The 20546-nt window shown below is 38.2% G+C and carries 19 protein-coding genes; 1 reads left to right on the top strand and 18 read right to left on the bottom strand.

Annotation, left to right across the window (positions count from 1 at the left end; all coding sequences use genetic code 11):
* Position 1: 1 nt before the first annotated feature.
* Together aspS and NBH16_RS04570 are read right to left on the bottom strand one after the other, a co-directional pair.
* Positions 2 to 1759 (bottom strand): aspartate--tRNA ligase, encoded by a 1758-nt coding sequence (gene aspS / locus NBH16_RS04575; protein ID WP_005856298.1) that lies wholly within the window; start codon positions 1757 to 1759, stop codon positions 2 to 4.
* Between the two features lie 120 nt (positions 1760 to 1879).
* Positions 1880 to 2053 carry a hypothetical protein gene (locus tag NBH16_RS04570; protein WP_005856296.1) on the bottom strand — a complete coding sequence of 58 codons (174 nt, stop codon included), beginning with the start codon at positions 2051 to 2053 and terminating at the stop codon, positions 1880 to 1882.
* A 667-nt stretch (positions 2054 to 2720) separates the two neighbouring features.
* Between NBH16_RS04570 and NBH16_RS04565 the strand changes: the two genes are divergently transcribed.
* Positions 2721 to 3014, top strand: coding sequence for a nucleotidyltransferase family protein (locus tag NBH16_RS04565; RefSeq protein WP_011966437.1), 294 nt, complete (start codon positions 2721 to 2723; stop codon positions 3012 to 3014).
* 560 nt (positions 3015 to 3574) lie between these two features.
* On the opposite strand, the gene NBH16_RS04560 is transcribed toward NBH16_RS04565, so the two are convergent.
* The 16 genes from NBH16_RS04560 to NBH16_RS04485 all read right to left on the bottom strand — a co-directional run bounded on the left by NBH16_RS04560 (position 3575) and on the right by NBH16_RS04485 (position 20504).
* Positions 3575 to 4666, bottom strand: a complete 1092-nt coding sequence (locus NBH16_RS04560; RefSeq protein ID WP_011966439.1) for a DUF1972 domain-containing protein — start codon at positions 4664 to 4666, stop codon at positions 3575 to 3577.
* Positions 4667 to 4703: 37 nt separating this feature from the next.
* The gene (locus NBH16_RS04555) at positions 4704 to 5636 is read right to left on the bottom strand and encodes a glycosyltransferase family 2 protein (RefSeq protein WP_229040585.1); all 933 of its coding nucleotides are present in this window, start codon (positions 5634 to 5636) and stop codon (positions 4704 to 4706) included.
* Between the two features lie 14 nt (positions 5637 to 5650).
* Complete coding sequence (locus tag NBH16_RS04550) at positions 5651 to 6142, bottom strand: acyltransferase (RefSeq protein WP_227742544.1); 492 nt, start codon at positions 6140 to 6142, stop codon at positions 5651 to 5653.
* A gap of 175 nt (positions 6143 to 6317) precedes the next feature.
* On the bottom strand, positions 6318 to 7475 hold the full coding sequence (locus NBH16_RS04545) for a glycosyltransferase (protein WP_011966442.1): 1158 nt from the start codon (positions 7473 to 7475) through the stop codon (positions 6318 to 6320).
* A complete protein-coding gene (locus NBH16_RS04540; RefSeq protein WP_250788183.1) occupies positions 7453 to 8355 on the bottom strand; it encodes a hypothetical protein in 903 nt (300 codons plus the stop codon). The genes NBH16_RS04545 and NBH16_RS04540 overlap by 23 nt, the downstream gene beginning before the upstream one ends.
* A gap of 392 nt (positions 8356 to 8747) precedes the next feature.
* On the bottom strand, positions 8748 to 9725 hold the full coding sequence (locus tag NBH16_RS04535; protein WP_250788182.1) for a glycosyltransferase family 2 protein: 978 nt from the start codon (positions 9723 to 9725) through the stop codon (positions 8748 to 8750).
* A gap of 54 nt (positions 9726 to 9779) precedes the next feature.
* The gene (locus NBH16_RS04530) at positions 9780 to 10745 is read right to left on the bottom strand and encodes a polysaccharide pyruvyl transferase family protein (protein WP_250788181.1); all 966 of its coding nucleotides are present in this window, start codon (positions 10743 to 10745) and stop codon (positions 9780 to 9782) included.
* Entirely contained in the window at positions 10738 to 11697 is a 960-nt protein-coding gene (locus NBH16_RS04525) for a LicD family protein (protein WP_011966446.1), read from the bottom strand. The genes NBH16_RS04530 and NBH16_RS04525 overlap by 8 nt, the downstream gene beginning before the upstream one ends.
* Before the next feature lie 6 nt (positions 11698 to 11703).
* Positions 11704 to 12954, bottom strand: a complete 1251-nt coding sequence (locus NBH16_RS04520; protein ID WP_011966447.1) for an oligosaccharide flippase family protein — start codon at positions 12952 to 12954, stop codon at positions 11704 to 11706.
* Positions 12955 to 13038: 84 nt separating this feature from the next.
* Entirely contained in the window at positions 13039 to 14850 is a 1812-nt protein-coding gene (locus NBH16_RS04515; protein WP_011966448.1) for an aminotransferase class I/II-fold pyridoxal phosphate-dependent enzyme, read from the bottom strand.
* A 225-nt stretch (positions 14851 to 15075) separates the two neighbouring features.
* Complete coding sequence (locus tag NBH16_RS04510) at positions 15076 to 15417, bottom strand: hypothetical protein (protein WP_011966449.1); 342 nt, start codon at positions 15415 to 15417, stop codon at positions 15076 to 15078.
* A 137-nt stretch (positions 15418 to 15554) separates the two neighbouring features.
* On the bottom strand, positions 15555 to 16313 hold the full coding sequence (locus tag NBH16_RS04505; RefSeq protein ID WP_057327109.1) for a DNA-binding domain-containing protein: 759 nt from the start codon (positions 16311 to 16313) through the stop codon (positions 15555 to 15557).
* Between the two features lie 51 nt (positions 16314 to 16364).
* Positions 16365 to 17507, bottom strand: coding sequence for an MraY family glycosyltransferase (locus tag NBH16_RS04500; RefSeq protein WP_048927434.1), 1143 nt, complete (start codon positions 17505 to 17507; stop codon positions 16365 to 16367).
* The gene (locus NBH16_RS04495; protein WP_048927435.1) at positions 17504 to 17893 is read right to left on the bottom strand and encodes a hypothetical protein; all 390 of its coding nucleotides are present in this window, start codon (positions 17891 to 17893) and stop codon (positions 17504 to 17506) included. Before NBH16_RS04495 ends, NBH16_RS04500 begins: the two co-directional genes overlap by 4 nt.
* 46 nt (positions 17894 to 17939) lie before the next feature.
* On the bottom strand, positions 17940 to 19043 hold the full coding sequence (gene nusG / locus NBH16_RS04490) for a transcription termination/antitermination protein NusG (RefSeq protein ID WP_250788180.1): 1104 nt from the start codon (positions 19041 to 19043) through the stop codon (positions 17940 to 17942).
* A gap of 525 nt (positions 19044 to 19568) precedes the next feature.
* Positions 19569 to 20504: a tyrosine-type recombinase/integrase gene (locus NBH16_RS04485; protein WP_011966452.1), complete on the bottom strand. Its 936-nt coding sequence runs from the start codon at positions 20502 to 20504 to the stop codon at positions 19569 to 19571.
* Positions 20505 to 20546 lie beyond the last annotated feature (42 nt).

Here is a 20546-nt window from a genome sequence, read left to right as displayed (position 1 = left end):
ATTATTTCTTGATATCAACGATCAAATTCAGTTCATCCAACTGGGCTGGATCCAAAACACCCGGAGCATCGAGCATAACATCTCGTCCGGAATTGTTCTTCGGGAAAGCGATACAGTCGCGGATAGAATCCAAACCGGCGAACAAAGACACGAAACGATCCAAGCCATAAGCCAAACCTCCATGAGGAGGCGCTCCGTACTTGAACGCATTCATCAAGAAACCGAATTGCTCTTGCGCTCTTTCTTCGGTGAATCCTAACAGCTTGAACATCTTATCCTGTAATTGGCTGTCGTGGATACGGATAGAACCACCACCCACTTCAACGCCATTGATAACCATATCATACGCATTCGCACGAACAGCGCCCGGATCCGTGTCCAACAACGGTATATCATCCGGATTCGGAGAGGTAAACGGATGGTGCATAGCGTAGAAACGTTGATCGTCCTCGTTCCATTCGAACAGCGGGAAGTCGATTACCCACAAGCAAACGAACTTATCCTTGTCACGAAGGCCTAATTGATTACCCATCTCTAAACGCAACTCGCAAAGTTGCTTACGAGTCTTCATCGCATCGTCGCCGGAAAGGATCAAAATCAAATCACCCGGCTTAGCGCCGAACGCATTCTTCATTTCTTGAAGAACCTCTTGGCTATAGAATTTATCTACGCTTGATTTCACGTTACCATCCGCTTCCACACGGGCGTAAACCAAACCTTTAGCACCTACCTGCGGACGTTTCACGAATTCAGTCAGCGCATCCAGTTGTTTACGGGTATAGCTTGCAGCACCTTCCGCACAGATACCCCCTATGTAAGCGGCGTTATCGAATACGGAGAAACCATGGCCTTTCATGATGTCCATCAACTCGACGAACTTCATGCCGAAACGCAAATCCGGTTTATCGCTACCATATTGTTTCATAGCATCTTGCCAAGTCATACGCATAAACGACTCCTTGAACTCGACACCACGGATTACCTTAAACAAATGTTTCGCCATGCCCTCGAACATATTCAAGACATCCTCTTGCTCCACGAAGCTCATCTCACAGTCGATCTGCGTGAACTCCGGCTGGCGATCCGCACGCAAATCCTCGTCACGGAAACATTTTACGATCTGGAAATAACGGTCGAAACCGGAAACCATCAACAATTGCTTCAAGGTCTGTGGAGACTGAGGCAAAGCGTAGAACTGTCCCGGGTTCATACGGGAAGGAACCACGAAGTCACGGGCACCCTCCGGGGTAGAATTTACAAGAACCGGAGTCTCTACCTCCAAGAAACCTTGCTCATCCAAATAGCGGCGAACCTCGAACGCCATTCTATGACGAAGTTCCAGATTCTTACGAACGCAAGCACGACGCAAGTCCAGATAACGATATTTCATACGCAAGTCATCACCGCCATCTGTCTCCTCCTCGATCGTGAACGGAGGGGTAAGCGCAGTGTTCAGGACATTTAATTCAGAAACGATCAACTCAATATCACCTGTCGGGATATGCGCATTCTTGCTGGAACGCTCACGAACCGTACCCGTAACCTGAATCACGAATTCACGGCCCAACTTATTTGCCTTTTCGCAAAGAGCTGCATCAACCTCCTGATTAAATACCAACTGAGTAATACCATAACGGTCGCGGATATCGACAAATGTCATTCCTCCCATTTTGCGGGTTTTCTGCACCCAACCGGCCAGTGTAACCACCAGACCTTCATCCGCAAGGCGCAAGTCGCCACAAGTTCTTGTTCTATACATCTTTATTATTTAATTTGCTAGATTTACCAATCTTTATACCTCAGTTTATTACAAACCGCAACCACAAAGATAATACTATAAATCTTAATAATTATTCTTTTAAGCAAATTAAAATACGTTTTACCCTCTGCTACCCAAGCTGTCCGTATCGGGATTAATCTCTTTCACAGCCTCCTTTACATCCTTGGCCGTTATTTTCTTCTCATTTTTAACAGCGATTTGCTCTACAGGATACTTTTCCTCCATCTCCTCCAATTTAGAGTCTACGGATGTTTTTGAATCATTTGTTCTCATATTCTCTATTTTATTAACGTAATAATGGCTATTAAACAAGCAAGTACTGCCAATGGTTTATAGCAATAGCGACATTGTCCGTGAACATGGGGAGTATCTTCATTTAAGCTTTGATTTAAGGGAACAATACCCCTAGCCACGCCAGTGCGGCATAGGCAGAAATACCATTTCAGCTCTGGTAATACACTTGCTGAGCCTCCTCAATATGACAAACATGAGTATGTCTTCAAGTTTGTGTTTGAAGTTCTCCCTGCTTGTTCTGCAGTATTTAGGGACTGAAGATACAAATTTTCTCAAATGAGTCATGATGCCGCCACGAAGACAGTCAAGGTGTTTCTTCTTTAGTAATATTATGTGTGAAAAGTTGTATATCAAGAAAATAAATCCTGTTTTTGCTATCGCAAAAACAAAAGCGGAAGACAATATAAACATCATATCGCTATTGAATTCCGCCTATAAAAAAATAAGAATGAACGATAAGATGAAACACCTAAGGCGGTGCTTCCGTATCGCTGCGCACGGATATAAGGATTTTTATGGCAAAAACAAGCGATGAACAATATTTCTTAAATGAAAAAGCCGTGTGCCAAAGGTACGGATTTCCGGCTTATGTTACAGTAGATATTACCTAATTATCATATCTTTGCGTAAAATGAATTAAGAAGACATGAAGTCAACAACTGAATATATAAACATCTTGCGTGACTATATGGCGAAGAATGCATCCAAATATAGCATTACCCGTATGGGAATATTTGGTTCTGTAGCCAGAGGGGAACAAACAGAAAACAGTGATGTTGATGTTTATTTAGAGACCTCAAAGCCAAATATGTTCGCATTGGTACATATAAAGGAAGATTTACAATCCCTATTCGGCTGTAATGTCGATATTGTCCGATTGCGGGATCAAATGGATTCACTTTTGAGAAACCGAATTGAAAAGGAAGGCATTTATGTGTGATACAGAATTAGTCCGTTCCTCTTTGACAAAGATACAAACGGCTTTAGATAGATCGCTCGCTTGGTCAGCCCATCTTCCCAATGTTGTTCCGCCAAGTACTGAATGAATCGGTCTTTTTGATCGTCTGCCATACCCTTACTGTATTTTACAGGAGCTCGAAAGAAGGTTTCCCTGCTCAACTACTCCCTCTTCTGTTTGATTGAAAGATATTACAAGAAACCTTATTCCTTTTACAAAAAGACTGAACAGACTCGCCTCTTGGCAGTGACTCTGTTTGGTACTGAAAATAAAATCGCTCTAAATCCTCGTTGCTATACACAAATCTATAAGTTTTTGTTCGCAACGAAGGTACGGATTCTAAATCTCAGCCCTAAATTGAGTGCTTACAGACATGATACTCTTCAATTCGGTATCACCCAAAAAGTCTGTAAGTTAGACAAGAAGAATAGTCTATACATTCAGAGTCCATCATACATTTATGAATTGCAAAGGAGAGAATATCTATTTGGAAGGACAGTATAAATCAACATGCCAAAATCTTCAATTAACGGCATAATAATTTATTTTGCAGATACGCCATATAAACGCTCATATTGTTTTGTTATCATTATCCATCGATAACATCTTTGAGCTATTTCCATCATATTTTCTGCATTTAAAACATAATAAGAATCAGGCATTTTCAATAAATTCACAAGATCTTCTACAGAAGAAAAATAATCCGCCTTATTTTCCGTTGTCTCTCTATTATAAATCACATCATAAGCCAATATCGGTTTATTAAAAAACATTGCTTCCACCAAAGACGGATTGGTACCACCTGCACTATGTCCGTGAATATAATAGCAACAATGGCTTCTAAGAACATTCAACACCTTCACATCATAAATTGGGGAAAGTAAATGGATATTTTCACAATCACCATATTTATCTTTTAGCATCTTTCCATACGAACTTCTTTCCCAATTTCCTATAAAAAACAATTCTTTCCCAGTCCGTTTAAAAGCTTCCAATGTTATATGTACGTTATTTTCCGGCTCTATTCTGCATAACGAAAAAGAATAATCTACATCTTTTAGACCATATTGCTCTAATACTTCATCTTCTATATCAGAAACGTCACACAAAACATGATCACCACCATAAGCAATCAACTCAGCCTGTTTACCATACTCTTCTAATACATAATCTTGAATTCCCTTATTATCGGCCACCACTACATCTGCATATTTCACAGCCATTTTTTCTGAGAACCTCAAGAATCGCCGTGTCCACTTTCCCCATTTATTTCTTCGGTGTTCCAATCCATCAATATTAATTATCAATTTCTTTTTTGAGAACAAACGATAAATGGGTAAAAAGCAACATCCAGAGACACCTAATATCAGAACAACATCACTTCTCCGTGTAGCTTGAATCAAAGACAGAATATCATAAAAGATACTTTGAATGCCATTAGCATCTAAAGGAATATACTTTAACGAAGCACCTTTATACAAACTAAGCCTCTTAGGATAACTTTTACTACTACAATATACCGTATAATTCCCATCCTTAGAAGCATTTTCACCTATCACATTTTCGACTAAGGTTTCAAAACCTCCATAATTAGCAGGTACTCCAACCGTACCAATGATTGTTATATATTTCATGTAAACAACTTATTATACACACATTATCATAGCAAAATCAACCACTATACACTAAAAAAGATAATTTTTTCAACCGCTTCTTAATACGATTATATAGTTTATTAAAAGGAACAATAAGTATTAACATATATGTCAAATAATAAGAAAACCACGGGAAATACTTCTTAATATTTTGCTTATATCCGTATATATCAAAGCATTCTATCCTTGCCACATATTTATTAAAAAGAAGCGTAGGAAGAAAATAGAATAATATATCATTCAATATATGCTTTTTACATTTCATGGAAATATATCCAGATTTATATACAGCATCAATCAAAGACGGATATTCAATAGTAAAAGCTTTGAATTTATTATGCCCACCTCGTTTAGGAATCCTTTGAACATCAAACAAATATTCATCATTAATAATATATTTTCCTAAACAATGTTGCGTCAAGAACAAGGAGGTATGAGGAAATAAAGGATTTAACTTTATTTCTCCTATCTTATCAAATTCATCTTTCCATATGCAGAAGCCATTGCTTGACGAAGACCAATATGACAAGTTATACATAAAAGAATTAAAATCATCATATGCCAACACTCTGTTTTTATTAAGCATTCCATTTGAATAGAATAGTAAAGCTTTATCATTTTGCGACCCTCTAATATCATCAATTATTTTCGTCAAACTCCCTTTTTTGAATTTTGCTTGACTATTATGAAGTTTTAAGAATGTGCCCTTCGCATATGTAAGAACACAATAGGAGTTTAAAAATCCCTCACAATCTGTATGGAAATATTTTAAGTTTTCAAAATCAAATTTATTAACCAACAGTTCTATTTCATGTAGAGGATCATTATCAGAAAGAATAACCTCATAATCAGTTATTGGAACATCTGAATTATCTTGAAAAATACTTGTAAGTGTTAGTTCTAGTTGCTCAATCCTTTTACAGCACGGAATACATATAGATAATAACATAAATAGAATGATTGTTAAATATATTTGATAATTTTTGCCGGAATCCCCCCTATAACACAATTATCAGGAAACTGTCCACGCACAACAGCACCTGCTGCTACAACACTGTTATCGCCGATGATAGTACCATCTAAAATCGTAACTTTTGCTCCAATCCAACAATTCTTGCCAATTTTAACGCCAACACCATTAACACCTTGTAGCCTAATAGGAATATTTGTATTATGATAATTATGATTCTCTGGATGTATACTCACATAATTTCCGAATATAGTATCATCTCCAATCTCTAAAAAGCCCATTCCACTTCCATAATGCCCATGTGTACCTAATCCGACATAATTTCCTACTCGCATTCCCTTTCCAAAATACCGTAAAGAACCTGTTAATTCTATGTGCGTATTATAACCGATAGATACGTTATCGCCGCATATCAGCCCCTCTTGGGAAAGAGCATTTATATAACAATTTCTTCCTACACTGAAATTTTTTCCTACTTTAATCATAGAGGTACACCTCATTACACTTGAAGGATGTATAAAAAGTTTTTTTATTGATCGAAAACGAATAATACCCCAAAGCAAGGATAGTCCTCGTGACAGGAAAAGTAAGATAACATAAGATAATGGAACCCTTGAATCTAATTTAAAATCTTCTCCTTTCACAGTACTAATAAATCTGTTAATTATACGCATCTGTAAAATTCTGTTTTAATAGCAACTTCTGATAAAGAATATTATGCCGATTTATCATATTTTCAATGGAGTAATGATTACAAACAAGCAACTTAGCTTGTTCTCCAAGTTTTTTCTTTAGCTCATTATCACATAAAACACTCAGAATTTTGTTAGCCAAATCTTTATAATCATAGGTTTCATATAAAATACCGTTAACATTCTCCTCTATTAGATCACAGCAAGATGGTATTTTAGAAGCAACCACAGGTAGTTCCACAGCCATCATTTCCATAAGAACCAATGGTAGCCCTTCAGATTCTGAGGGAAACACTCCAACATCTGCAATTGACAGATATTCAACAATATTGGGAATAGAACCAGTAAATGTGATTTTATCATCTAATGATTTTTCATGAACAACAGATTGATATTGTTCTTTAAGTGGGCCATCTCCAATAAATAGTAATAAGGCAGAAGGGTGATACTGTGTCACTATTTCCCACGCCTTGATTAGGGTATCGTGATTCTTTCCTTCACAAATTCGTGCAACATAAACAGCAACATATTTATCTTCACTAATCCCCATACACGATTTCGTAAGATTACGTTTACAAAATTTTTCTTTTGTATCAATTCCATTTACTATCGTCAAATGTTGATTAGAAGTATATAATCTTTTAACAACACGACTTACCGTAGGACCAACAGATATAATTATCGTTTTTAACAATCGACATGCACACCAATCGAAGATAAAACGTATTTTATCTTCGATTGTTCTTTTTTCCAGAAAAAAACCACTAAAATGTATGCTTCTAATATTAACCGGAACAGTTCTCGATAGCAATATACCTATAGATAAAAAGAAATATGAAAATGAGGAATTGTGCGCATGAACAATATCCGGTTTTATCTTTTTCAACAAATCCACTAAATTCGGCAAATAACGAATATAATTAACATGATGATTCCTGTTACTTTCAAAAGGAAGGTAAAAAACAGAGATATATTCAGGTATTTCAAGGTGCAGATCATTCATATCTTTGTGCAAACATATAATATAGATCTTATTCCTCAATTTGGCGAAACTTGACGATAGATGACAAACAACCGACTCTACGCCTCCTCTGTTTAATCCATCAACAAAGTATACGATTTTCATATTTTGAATCTAATGATTTATAATGTAAATAAATGAATATCAATGATGCAACATCAATATACCCTTTAATTAATAATATCAAAGCATAAAAAAACACCGTAAAAAAGAAAAACGAAAGAATCCGTTCTTTAAATATCAAACCAGAAATTCTAACTATACTATATTGATATAATAGAAATAGTATTACTCCAGGAACACCAAAATAGAACAATAACCTAACATACCCAACATCAGAATCATTATAATAACTATCGCCTTTAGTCCAACGCATATCACCAATATAATATGTTTTTTGATTTTGCGGCCATATACTCAAATGATATTCCGTTAATCCATCACTTGATGCAGTCGATAGTTCTCCATTTTCAACTAAATTAATAAAAGCTTCAAAACCAAAATCAATGATATCACCATAATCTTCCTGCAATTTGGGAGATGATGTATAAATGAAAACTAATGCTATACCAAAAACAGTAAGATAGATTATAAATTGTCTGAAAACTAAAAATACCTTATTACACATTTTAGGTATTAATATACAAAAAATCAAATACACTATACTAAACACACAACCAATCATAGCCGTCCTTGCAAAGAAGATACCTACAATGAATATATAAACATATAGCAATATCAACTTAATTAATTGCTGCTTGTTTTTCGCTTTTAACATGAATGGCATTATAGCAATTAAGCCTAATCCATATATAGCTCCAGCTCCAAAGTAGAAACAACCGAGTCCGATCAACCGGACTCCAAAATACATTTTAATAACCCTACTAGTAAGATCTATACCTTGTAAATCAAACAGGAATAAACATATTGGTTGATTGACAAACATTACTATAGCTATAACAGACTGTACAACTAATGTCATCAAAAAATAGCGTGTTATTACATAAAAGCTTATTACCTTGCAAAACCTTTTTGTAATATAGTATATACAGTAAGAAAGAAGTAATAAATAAATAAATAACTTGAAAAGGAAATATAATAAACGTATTTTCGGTTATCGTATTTACAACACTTGAAAGCACTGTAAACAAAGACATCAAGACAGGATAAAACAAAGTCTTTATATATCTACACTTTACTTTTCTATTAAGTAACAATCCATCTTTAATCATATAAATAAAGAAAAACAAAAAGACTAAAAGCCTTGGATCAAACCCGTAAGCTTTAAATGGAAAGAAATAAACAAAGAAGCAAAATATAATCAGTATATTTTGATACCACCTAACTTTAGGCATAATGAATCGAGTACTATAAGATTTAAATCACAAATCTTTTCCCTCTATTAGAGAAAATTCCACTTAACAAAACAGACAATCCCAATTTGATTCTCGAAGAATTTTTAACAAATAAAGAATAATCCTTCGACAGTATAAAATGCTTTATTCTAACATAAGAATTTTCCATAGACATATACAGCATACATAGTACCAATGTCAGAATTTCAGCTGCATCAATATGCTCCTTTCTTATAAGCGAAGATTCCTTTTCAATTATTTCACAGTTCACTACTTCCGGCAACTTTATACCATATGGCACTAAAACATGCTGAACATTTTCTCTTCTCACTATTTTTGATATTAAATCTTGTTCATCACTATATTTTGCGGTTATTTGGTTGTTCGAAATACGATAAAACAATACAACATCTTTGATATTGGCAATAGAGTTAGGATGTGAAAAAATTATATCACTCCAAAACTTATAATCTTCCGCATGTTTATATGAGTCATTGTATTTCAATCCAAACTGCTTAATCGCACTGTTCCTAATAATAGTTGTAGGATGATACAAAGGACAGTTTATCAAAGATAAATAAAGTAAATCTTCATATTTTTGAGGCAAAATAGGAGCCATTCCAGTCAAGCCTCCTATATACTCCATTTGCCCTCCGCATACAAAGCATTCAGGATTTGAATCCATATATTTTACTTGTTTGTAAAGCCTATCATCAAACATTATATCATCAGCATCCATTCTAACGATATATTCACCTTTAGCAAGCGATAATCCTTTATTAAGCGTCTTGATTAGACCAATATTTTTCTCATTCTTATAATACTTTATACGCCTATCAATATTACTATACTCAATTGCGATTTTTGAGGTATCATCCATAGATCCATCATCAATCAACAGCACATCAAAATCTTTAAATGCTTGTCGCATAATGCTATCTAAAGAGTCTCTAAGATAAAGTGCCGCATTATATGCAGGTAGTAAAATTGTAACTTTCATTTATTGTTATGTTTGCAGATAAGATTTCGCAATGATGTCTATAACAGAAAAAAATTAGCTCATCAATTCTATATTATCAAACTCACGGAGCCATGTATCATAATAATTTTTACACTTATTATATTTATTATCAACAATTATCACTTTCTTATCCATAAGAATACCTAAAATTAGTCCATGAAGACGCATTGTATAAATAATTTCATAGTTCGAAAAAAAATTTATTCCCTTATAAATATACCGCTCTCTATTATTTTTTCTATTTAAACCATATATAGGACTCACAAAAACATTTAGAAATTTACATTTTTGCAATCTCTTAGAAACCACCACTTTAAAATACTCAAAATATGAGTACAATAATAAAATATATTTATTATTAGAAAATGTAGGCCAATCTTTTACGTCAAAATCTGATTCCAACTTAAAAGTTATATCATCTATTTCTGAATCAGTGCGAAGCATGAATAATATACAATCATTCCTTACCTTTCTCATCGGCATGGCTTCAACATCAACAAAGAAAGCCATATCAGGCAGTAAATACAGTTTTTTTGCATCTACATAATTAGACAATATATCCATAGACATTTGGTCTCTCAAACAAATATGAATATCCGCATGATTGTTAAATATTTTACAATCTATTGGAAGAATACTTTTATTATTATACCACACCGTTTGTGGAAATATTATTATGCGCTTATCTTTAAATTTCTCTGCAATATATAAACGATGCTCTTGACACTCTCGATACAGATCTCCCCAATTTCCTCCTCCATGAAATAAAATAATTTTGGCATCCTTTATCTTATTTTCATCCCAATTATGAACATTTGCCGAGTAAATACACTTATAATGAATATTTTCAAGAAATCGAAGTTCTCCTTCCCAAATAAGATTATCACCAATATTAGGATGGTTGGGTACATCCAACAATACATAATCAGCATTTATTAAAGGAATCAGCTTTTTCTTTATCAAATCCCTATAACTCAAAATTTTATCACGATTACTCATAAATTTTTATTTTCATATATTCAAACACTCCCAACAATCTTATCTGCACTAATATAATACGCATCCTGTACAACAATCCTCTGTTAGTATGTTTAAACATCGACAAGCACAAGTTAAAACGATTATCTTTCAATTGCCTTTGATAAATTTGACATGCTACAGGTGCTCTATGGCAAATATTTGGGTAACTCATATAATCTCCATACAACTCTTTTAGCAAATAATCATAATTATTCGGAACCGGCAACAACATATTCTCAAATTGCAGCATTTTTAATGGAAACAAATCATTATAGGTAAGCTCAAATGTATTAGAAAATTCAAAATAAGGATGAACCATTATAACATTTTCTAATCCAGAATCTACTAACCCATATTTATAATTATAGTATTCTAAAAAATCCATTTGTTCATTTTTATGGCTTAAAGTTTTTTTCATATAACCATAAGATTTACCAAATATGATATAATTTGCAGTATCTCTATAAATATTATTTTCTATTACATTATCTTTATTTTTAACTATACAATTAACAGGTCTAATATCTATTTTAACAGGAACAAGAACACAAGAACCCTGAGTACGAGAAAATACTTTTTTACTGGCAAAAAAGTTACAAGTATGTTCTACTAATGGCTCGTTATAAAACAGTGCAACATCATTGTGCATTTCACAATACATTGATATTTCTTTAATTAACCTAAGGTAATCCTTTTTTAGCAGAGAAATATCCAGATCATCATCCCATGGAATAAATCCTTTATGACGTACTATACCAATCAAACTACCCCCATCTATCCAATAGGGAATATTATTTTCTTTTGCAATAGTATCTATTATCAATAATAGACGTAGCATTTCTTCGTGTACTTTTTCCAACCCTTCAACAGTATAATACTTCAAACCATCACGATTCACCAAAATATGTTTTTTTTGCTTATCAGATAACATACGCCATCAATTTAATATATTTTTATATTTAACGATACAAATCCTATACAACGCAACAAATAATTCGGGTGCAACAAAAGCCAATGCCATTGTATAAAGATTTACTTTAGAAAAACTGATAAATGATAATAACATCAATATATATAACAAGACAGAATATACAACACTTAAATTATATTCCCTTGAATACCCTTTAACAACTAAAACAGAAGCACCAAATAGATAGCTGATCCCCACTATTGGAACATATAAAACCATAATCTTTAATATCGAAACGGCCCCTAACATTGAAGTATCACTTAATAATAAAATAATATTAGGAGCAAATAAGTAAACAAACAAACAAACAAAAGCACCAAAAAGCAGCACTATCTTAATAGATTTTTTCACTAGCAGCATATTTTTACTCTTAGCTACATTTGGATATATAACTTGTGCTACTAATGAAAATGGAGTTTTTAAAATTGAAACTATCTTAGCACACAAATCGTATATAGCAACCATATCATAAGAAAAAAAAGTTCCTATCACTAAGACATTACCTCTTTCCATGACAATAGCAGATAAACGAGATGTAAAAAAAGGAAGACTTTCTAAAAAATCCTCTTTCATCCTATACTTAGACACCTTCACAAAATATATATCGAACTTTTTTTTAAGGATAATAACCGATAATACTGATGTAAAAAAACCTCCTATTGAATATAATACTGGAATACAAGCATAGTCTTTTTTATCATGTACGAACAAAAAAATTAAAATTAGACATGAACACTTTGCCACAAAAGTGATAATTGTTATAAACTTCATCCTTTCTAGTCCTTGAAACAACCATGTAGGAAAAAACACTTCTTGAATGCAAAGTCCTATAAATCCAAGGAGAATAACAGAGTAATCATATTTCAAGAATATTAATACGAACAACCCACTCACCAAGCATATCGCAAATATCAATAGCTTTTGATATACAATACTTGAATATATTTCTCTAATTTTAAACACATTAGTTCTATTTTCACTTATTTTCCTTGTTGCAGAAACGTTATAACCAAAATTTATTATAATAACTACATACGCAATAATAGCTTGACAAAAAACAACTACCCCATAGTTATCGGCTCCAACAGTCCTTATAACGTATGGATATGAGATCAAGGGAAGTAATAATCCTATGATTTCTAGAATTGACAAATAAGTAAAATTGGCAAATAACGTTTTTGCTGTTTTATTATTTTCCAGTTTTAAGAAAGAAATCATTTTATAGATATTAAGTATATTTACCCAAATCGGAGATATTGCATTTTCCCCGTATATCAATAATCAGTGGAACAACAATTTCTATTACAAAAGTTCGTTAAGTGCTTTTATGAAATAAGCATTATCAATTCTGTTGCGTATAGCCAAGCGAATATACTGTTTGCAAGCAAAGGCTGATTTTGTGCTACAGTCTTTAACAAGAATGTTGCAATGTTTCAAAAGGAGTTGTGTAAGTTCTGTAGCTTTATATTTATCTGTCACCTCGCATAAGAAATAATTAGCCTGTGAGGGTATCACACGCAAGAAAGGTATTGATCGCAAATCTTCATAAAAGCGTTGGCGTTCTGCGATAAACTTTTCACAACCTTTCTTATAGTCGCTCTCATACTTCCCGTAAATCTGCATATAGAACTCGGCAAACGAATTGATATTCCAAATAGAGATATCGCTTTTGATCTTCTTGATTAACTCGATGTTACCCGAAGCCAACACGCCTAAACGAAGACCGGGAACACCGTATGACTTGGAAATACTCTTCATCACTACCAGATTCTCATATTGTTCCAATACATCATCACACAACAAAGTATTATTTTCATAACCTACGCTGAAATCGACAAATGATTCGTCAACCACCATACGGATTCTTCTTTGTTGTGCCCATGCTATCAAATCCAACAAATCAGCGTATGGAATGAAATTCCCAGAAGGATTGTCAGGATTTACCAACAGCAAAGTAGAAATAGGCTTATCAGAAAAGAAAGCTCTCAAATCGGAAGCAGAATAAGAGAAATCCCTATTATCCGGCGTAAAGCAAATTAGCTGTTCCTTATCGCAACGATTTGGGTACTCTTCAAACGTCGGATATATGACACCAATCTTTCCCTCTATCTGTTCCATAAGAGACTTGATCAGCTCAGCCGCACCATTCCCAATTACGGCATACTCTTTTTTAATATGAAAATACCTAGCTATCAGTAACGAATTAACACGCATTCCAGAAGGATATTCAGCCAATAACACGTCAAAATTAGCCTTCAACTCATCCTTCAACTTCTGAGGTGGAAAAAACGGATTGACCAAATAACAGAAGTCTAGTAAGTTCGGAAAACGCCAATAACCACCATAGCGCTTTTGATAAAGCGACAAGCGATCTTCTTCTGTGGCAAAAATCGTTTCCGCAATGTCCAAGTCCTGCACATCGTCTATCTCATACCACTTTTCCCCCTGCAAAGGCAAGGCTTTCAATTCACATTTATCCAACAGTGTAATCACCCGAAGCACTTGCTCGTAATACTCATTATTGCCCAGAGCCTTAGTATACGCTTCCAAAAAGGGAACATAATTCGTAGTGGAGAACTCTTTGCTGAACTTGTAGATATTAACCGTTTTGTAATAATAATCTACATCTCCGTATTTAAAGGCTTTCTTAGGAATAAAATTGACAATATTATTCTCCTCATCCAAGCGAACCATTGTTCCGTCCATCCAAGTCTCGTACTTTGCTACCAGCGCTAAATTAGGGTATGGATTATAGACAATCATCGGGAAAAGAGTATCATCGAATATCAAATCTGATTCTATCAATAATGTATCATCTTTTTGCAGCTCTTTCTTTGCCAAGGAAAGCGAATAAATATTGTTCGTCTTATCATAAACTGGATTTTCTATATATTCTATCTTCAATCCTTTATATTTGTGACCAATATAGTTACGTAGAAGATCCCCTTTATATCCGATAACTATTATTACTTTCGACAAATCCAACAGGGAAAGCTGAGTTAATATACGATCTATCAAGGAAGTACCATTAACTTTCACCATACACTTTGTATTATTACGAGTCAATTCCCCGAGGCGTTTTCCCATACCCGCCGCTAAAATAATCGCTTGCATATTAATTAGTTTGTACGTCTATATTTCAATTATCAAAAAGATGTTTCAAGGTCAAGTAAAGAGAGGGAAACTTTAACCTTCCTTTCTCACAGAACCATACTAAGCAGTCTCCCATCACACGACTCTCCGCACTTAACTCATATGTTATTTGTTTATCATACTAAAAAGGATCCGGTTATATTTAGGCATCATATACCTATACTCCTTCTCTTATTCAAATTCTTCCTATTTGAGGCAAGAAGTACAGACCGACAAATCCTCTTGATAGTTATCAGGCCCAACCATGCATTTATCATAAACACGTTTCATTGCTGTTTTTCTTCCCTTTCCTCTTTTGTCATGTAAACACATTGAAAAAACATCCGGATTATGTTCTTTGGGATCACTATCAAAAGGTTCGCCCTGCTCCTCGCACATCTCCTGAATCGCAACATTCGCCTTATCCTTGATCCATTCATACTCGCCATTTATATAGTTACTATATTTACTGGCTCTAAAGTTTAATCCGGTATCGGTTACAATACTCTTTAAAACATTGAATGATGTATGATGATAAATTGATTCCATTCTTTCCTTCCTTTAATTCATTTAACACAAGGTTCTGTATTCCTCATTTGTCCCAAGCATTGGGACTGATAACTCCCATGCCTTGGGAATTACCTGTCTCAACACTTGGGACAAAGAACCACTAGCTCATAAGATCATCAAACCTCATCCGGACTCTCACTGTCACCGCCTCCATCAGCAGGTTTGCCGCCAATCCAGATCGGGGTACTGATACTGCGGGGTACTTTCAGCGTGTAGGAGTTCGAATACTGCGTCGTCACAGTCAGCGTGTACTCACCTTCCGCCAAATCAGCCGGCAGGAGCAACGTGAGCGAAGAAGGGTTGTTGATGGTGATCTGGTCATCCGTCAGTTTCGTGGTGGCACCTTTGGAGTCGGTCAGCGTAACACCTACCGACTCGTGGTCGCCAACCACTTTCAACATCGCCCCACGGACGAAGAAGTTGTGACCCGCAGTGGCGCTGCCGTCTTTCAAGCCCGTCTTACGATCCTCGGTCTCCAGGATGTACATGATGTTAGACTTCTCGCCGAGGATCTCCACCACGGTCTTGGCGATCGCCTCGCGCAGAGCCTTGTCTTGCGTGAAAGAGACGTAGATGGAATTATTCTCCTTGTTCCAAACGCCGCCCTCAACCACGCCTTTCAACTGGGGGACGGCACGGAACAGACCCGTGTTCACGCTATAGCCGTTTAAGATCAAGTCCATTACTATCCGATGGTAGAGGGTCACAGAGTGACGCATCGTCTCCGGGCGTAGACCGGTGTCTTGCTTGTACATCTCCTCCAACACGTCATCCAAAGTTAAACTTCCGGCCGAGGCCAGTAACAAGATCTTGTCCGTCTTGTTGTCGGTGGTCACCGCATTATCGATGAGCCAGCCTTTCAATACTTTCTTCATGGTATTTTGATTTATAGGAAGGACGGAATTGCCCTTCCCGGCTTTCCTTGTCTAGAACCTCTTGTCGAATGCCGATTCCCTCTTCTGCCGATTCCGGGCGATCAGCCAATCGATCAGCAAGTGAAGAACCGTCCATAGAGACAGGTTTAAAAATAATATACAATTGACATTCAAATGATTAGCCAATACAATATTCAATGCGATAAAGAAAACGGACACGCAAATGATCGTCACCATCACCATCCGCACCCGCATACCCGTGCGCAACAACTTATGATGGAAATGGTTCTTGTCCGGCAAGAACGGGTTCTTGTGCTCACGAAGGCGGCGCAGCACCACACGTACCACGTCCAGCAACGGTACCAAGACCGTGGAAAAGGCAATCACCAAATAAGGATCCGAACGCTCCGTAGAGGTACTATTCGATACGCATAAATGAATGATCAGGAAACTGATCACGTAGCCCAACGTCAAACTCCCAGCATCGCCCATGAAGAGCTTATGCCCGCAGTTGGCATTGCCAAAGACATTGTAGCACCAGAAAGGCATGAGGATTCCCAGCGTACAGATAGCGAGCAAGGCATAAACACATTGATCTTGAATGAAAAAGAACACGCTCAAGACCGATAAGGCGATACAGCACAAACCGGAGGCCAGACCATCGATCCCGTCAATCAGGTTGATAGCGTTTGTCACATAAACCACGGCGAAAACCGTGACTGGCACACCCAGCAAGGCCGGGACCGAATAGATCCCGAATAGGCCTCCCAGCGTATCGAGCCAATTGCCGGACAACACCAGCAGGAGGGCCGACACGACTTGTACGATGAACTTGTAGCGGTAACCCACCCCGACCAAGTCATCGCAGACACCCACCAGATAAAGAAGTGTCATGCCCACGAACAAGAAAAGATACTCATGGAGCATCTCGATCGAGAAGCTAGACAGATCTGAGGGCCACAGATAAAGGCGAAAGCCTATCACCAAGGCAAACGACATCAAGACCACGGGAAAAAACGACAGGCCACCCAAGCGGGGAACCGGGGTCGTGTGTACCTTTCGAGAATCCGGGACATCATACAGTCTTTTCTTGTGGGAGATCACCAAGATCCTCGGGATGATCACCATGCCCAAAGACACGGAGATCAGATATCCGGACAGTAATAACAATAATAGAATTTGCACCTCACTCATACGATCTCACTTAATGAAGGCAACCCCTTCACCTCGCCGGCATGCCACGCTTGGTAGTCCTCATGGGAGAGTTGGGATGCTGTTAATAATTTGTAATCTATGTCGTCTCTTCGCAAGATGTGCCTGCGGGCATACGAGCGGAGCGAACGATCCGTAACGGACACCATCACCACCGGGAACGGGTAGCCGAGCAAACGCATTGGCGTAATCTCGCTGTCCGGGAATACATGGCGCAACTGATAGGCCGAGCACTCAAATGCCACCCAGTAAGGCCCCGTGCAATACAGGTGAATCAAGTTTTGGTTCGCACGCTCGCGGCTCATGATATCATTTAAATGCTCGTTCAGCAACCGCACCAAACGAACGCCGGAAGGAAGGGAAGACATGTTTTGAATTATGATTGTTGAATTATGATTTAAACTGTCAACTCTATTAGTGTCTCAGCCATCGATCGTAATCGTCCAGCCGGCGGATCAAGGATAACTTGCTTTTCTTGGGCGAGGACTCACACCGCCACGGGTCCACAACCTCGTGCGCCATCTGCCGGTAAAGGGCGCTGTCCGTGCAACCGTAGAGCGTCACCAGCAACAAGGCACGGGATTGCGGAGCCTTTACCAACGGGAGCATGCTTCGCATCGTGGCGAACAAGCGTACGAACTCATCCTCCTCGCCTAACAGCTTGTAGGTAGGTAGGAGCGACGAGTAGACCTTGCAGCGCATCACGTCCGTCTCCGCACGGAGAGAACCGTAGGATCTCAATACCTCACGGGCCAAACGAGTATCCTCCTCAGATACGCTGCCGGAGGCATGGTAACGTCCCAAGGCATCGTGCAAGCCCTCCCGCAGACGGTCGTTATCCAGATGGGTATAGGCGTGCTTGCCCTTGGTGTTCAGCTCGATCAGCTCATACTCGCCCGGCTTCACCTCCAACAAGGGGACCCACATGCAATCGAGGATACGCGCCATGACATCTTTATGCCCGCCACCCGGCTGGATCACCACCTCCGCCTCCATACCGGTAAAATAACCGGACGTGATACGCACGCGATCACCTTTTAGCAGGCGATCGCTGTCAGGAACGTACACCGGAAGCTCGTTGGAATAAGATTCAGCCACCCAACGTAAATTACCCATCTCGTCATCCGAGAGATAAGGGAAATGAGTCATGCCTCCGGAAGAGACCCGGGGAAGGAAATTGTATAGGGGAAGCGTACGCTTCATCTGGAAGATCTCCTCCACGGAGGACCGGATAAACACGAAGTTGAACAGCAGGGGCCGCTTCGTGTTTACCATCTTTCCGTCCACCTTCCTCACCTCCACATAGGAGGGGGCGAAATACTCGAACAACGTCTCCCCACGACGCTCGCGCCGGGAAAGCTCGGCATCCAAGCTTTTAGCGGGGCTGATCCTGTCGCGTCGTGCCACACCCGTAGTAGGAAGCGTGAGCACGTACCAGCGTACAGTCTTCAGGTCATGACGCTTGCCAACCCGCGCCGTACCCCTCTCCGAGCGACCGTCTCTCAAAACATTCATCATTATGATTATCTTTTCCTAAGATTATATCAAGATCTCCACTCAAGCCTCACGACAATTCAAAGCCCTACCAAGAGCACCGTATTTACTCCTGATAAACAACACTTTATGTCTTTAAAAATGGCTTTTCTGAAAATCACCATCGCTTGAAATATTAAGCTACTTGGGAAGTAGCGTAAAAGGTAGGAGAATGGTTATTACCCAGTTGTAGAGACGGGGCGTGCCCCGTCTCCCACAGACTGGTAGTATCTTTAAATTACCCTCTTGAGGGGATGAGACGGGGCACGCCCCGTCTCTACAAGAATGTATGTTCGATTTTTGGAAGGGACGTGATGATGTAGGAAATACGAGATCATTTCGTCTCTATTGCCATGTCTATGCACTAGGAATAAGAACGAAGATTTAAGGAGAATCAAGGTCGGAGCACAAACTAATGAACAAACTAAGCCTTATGATTGCTTGTTATTTGTTATTTTTTATTACTTTTGCGCCGTGAAAGAATACGCTACTTCCCAAGTAGCAAGCCTCTTACCCCACTTTGGGTATCGGTTTACACACGCTCTCAAAACAATTCCGGTTCACTGTCGACAAACGTTCCAACGAGAAGCTCTTCAAATAGATCTGTGTTGTCTTAATAGACTTATGCCCCAACAACTCACTGATAACCTCGATCGATACATCTTGTTCCTTCAAGAACGAGGCGAATGAATGACGGATCGTATATGAGGTGACCGGAAGCGTAACGCCTGTCGATCTCGCCAACAACTTCAAGTCACGGTTAAAGCGGGACAAGGTCCTGTTATATTCTTTGTAGGCCGCCTCACCGGTTCTCCTTCCACTCAAAAAAGGAAATAAATAAAAGGATTCCTTTGCCGTACAAGCGGACAACTCATCCAACAGCCGCAACGCCCCGGAGGGAATCTCCAGCTGTATGAGAGATCCGCTCTTTTGTCGGTGATACTGCAATATCCCATCCCGGATATTCTCCCATTTCAAATGCGTGAGATCCACAAACGCTATCCCGCTGAACGCGAACATCAACCGAACGGTCAACTGTACACGCCGCAAGGACGGATCCCCCAACGGGGCGTTAAACATACGCTCCAGCATCTCTCGCGGCAACGCCTTCTTCCGCTTGCTTTCAACGCCCGTGAAGACATCTTTGAACAGGTTGGGTACAAAGGGAGCCTCGTTCGCCTCCACGGCCAAGTTATAAATGTGACGAATCCGACGCATATAGGTGGACACCGTATTCAACGAACGGCCCTTGTCCAACAACCATGACTGATAGCACAAAAGCCTGTTCCTATTAATATAGGCATAAGGAATCGCCTCCATACCGCAAAAGCACTTGAACGAGTTCAAGGCATCTTGATAACTCTTCGCCGTGGAATACCGTTTTTTCTCACGCAGACAAGCCATGTAGATGGACAGGCCCATAACAAAATCTTCTTCTTTTTTCATATCTTCTCCTTAATAAAAAAGCCAAAAATACTACCTTTGTAC

The organism is Parabacteroides sp. Y3-G-102, assembly GCF_023656845.1.
In the GTDB taxonomy this organism is placed as follows: domain Bacteria; phylum Bacteroidota; class Bacteroidia; order Bacteroidales; family Tannerellaceae; genus Parabacteroides; species Parabacteroides distasonis.
This window is presented reverse-complemented; position numbering and strand designations above follow the sequence as displayed.